Genomic DNA, 2,098 nt, shown 5'->3' with positions numbered 1-2,098 from the left:
TATATAGTGTATTAAAATAAAAAGGCTAATGATCCCTTTTTAGTCATTAGCCTTTTCCCATCTGTCAGGAAGCAGTTCCCTGTATTTTTCAATTGGTGTGTTCGGTTGCCATTCGGCTGTTCTGTTTATCACATCCGTGAGATACTCAAATAGATTCACTTTATGCATCCTACAAGTGAGTGCTATCGTATAGAGTATGGCGCCTCGTTCGGCCCCCTTATGGCTGCCGAAGAACAATGAGTTTTTTCTTGATAAGGATATGTACCGGTTCATCCGTTCAACCATATTGTTGTCCAGATAAGTGTCACCATAATTAAAGATGTCCACCACTGCATTCCACTCATTGCGAAGATAGGTAATGGCTTCCTGCAGTTCGCTCTTAGGTAATAAATCCCCCCGTTCTTCTATTTCATCAAGCACATCTTTTATTTCTCCGAGTATGTCCGGCGCATACTTTTTTCGATGCATAAGATTCTGTTCTACCGTCCATCCCTCAGCCCCAACTTTATGCTTATGCTCGTTTTGATAAAGTGCGTTTATCAGCTCCACGATTCTTTTTGCATCCGGGTCCTTCTCACCGCAATCTATAAATTTCCGTTTTATATGTTGCAAGCACGGGATGCGTGTGATATTGGGATAAGCATCGCTTTCGAGCTTCCGGTAAGGTGAGTAACCATCGCTTTGTATGATACCTTTGCAACTGCCTAATTCGTTAAGAATAACTCTTTCAGACCGGGAGCCGTCATCATAGAGCAAGTATATCATCCTGGTGTTTATGCCGACAACCACCCAAAGGTATCCCTTCCTGACTCCTTTTCCCTTGCTGTTCTTTTCCGGGACGAGTATTTTGTAATAGGTTTCATCGGCTGCCTTATAAGGATCACTCAAAGCTGTCTGCCGGATGCACTTATAAAGATTTTCGAAGAGGTTTGAGGCTTTCTCTATCAACTTATGAGCCGTAGGTTTCTTCAGCGTAAAGCCATGACTCTCGAAGTAGTTGATGATTCTTTCAACAGGTAGCGATTGTATATAACGTAATTCCATCAATCCGGCAATAAATGAACCGTCATAGCTGGAATTCAAGAAGGCCGAAGCCGGTGTTTTTCCCTCAAATAGGCGACCTTCTTGCGTATAGGTGTGTATCTTGTAGACATGCTTGATGAAGCGCATGGGTACACATTCATAGCGGACGCATATTCTGGGAACAGTGGTAAACAACCGGGCCTTATTGATGTCAAAATCGGGATCATCGGGATAAACGACATGTTCTTCTTCCTCCATCTCATAATGCATGTCACGTTTGGCCCCATTGTTCTTTCTTGCTTTACGCTTATCTGCTTTTTCCGCTTCTATCTTCTGCCGCTCTTCTTCGGATATGGCAGATTGGGGAGCCTGTTGCTGTTCGGATGTGTTGGATACAAGTTTGGCGAGTCCCTTAGTAAGGCGCTGTTGCTTGCTAAGAGATTCGCCTTTTTGAAGGAGTGCCTCTTTAAGGGAAGAAACCTCCTTTATCAAAGCATCTATTTGGTCCAAGAGTCTGTTGTTGTCATCTCGTAATCCCTTGATTTGTTCCTTCAATAACTCTATGATCTCATCCTTTTTCATGGCATAAAGATATAAAAAATCAACGAATTGGCCAAATAAACCGGATGATATCTTTAGCGCAAATATCTAATAATCAGAATGCTAAATTAGATCCTAAAACGTTTTCTCAACCGTACAGACTTTAATGACACTCCATTTAAAATAAAAGACAAAACCTGATAAGAAATCTCGTAATTACCTGTATTGGGGTTAAATGTCGGTAACTCAAAACTTCCACCTTCGAGGCGCTTGTAGTACAGAAGAAAGCCATCGCCATCCCAACGCAGTATTTTTACACTTTGTCGGTTTTTACCAAAGAATAAAAAGATATCTCCGGAAACGGGAGACAAGTCCTTCATTTCCGATCGTATAATTTTGAATAAACCGTCAATGCCAAGGTTCATACGAACAAAGCCCTGGTACAGATAGTAGCGATTGGCTGATGTTAGAGAATACATGGATCTCCCTCCGTTCTTTCGTAATCGCGCAACATTTTAATAACACCACCGGGTGT

Annotated in this window: 2 protein-coding genes; both read right to left on the bottom strand. The window is 41.9% G+C overall.

Annotated features, from left to right (window positions below):
• Nucleotides 1–39: 39 nt before the first annotated feature.
• A complete protein-coding gene (tnpC, locus tag HMPREF0106_RS20155; protein WP_009039077.1) occupies nucleotides 40–1,605 on the bottom strand; it encodes an IS66 family transposase in 1,566 nt (521 codons plus the stop codon).
• A gap of 86 nt (nucleotides 1,606–1,691) precedes the next feature.
• Nucleotides 1,692–2,042, bottom strand: coding sequence for an IS66 family insertion sequence element accessory protein TnpB (tnpB, locus tag HMPREF0106_RS20160; RefSeq protein ID WP_004296723.1), 351 nt, complete (start codon nucleotides 2,040–2,042; stop codon nucleotides 1,692–1,694).
• Nucleotides 2,043–2,098: the final 56 nt, after the last annotated feature.

This window comes from Bacteroides sp. D22 (assembly GCF_000163675.1).
In the GTDB taxonomy this organism is placed as follows: Bacteria; Bacteroidota; Bacteroidia; order Bacteroidales; family Bacteroidaceae; genus Bacteroides; species Bacteroides xylanisolvens.
This window is presented reverse-complemented; position numbering and strand designations above follow the sequence as displayed.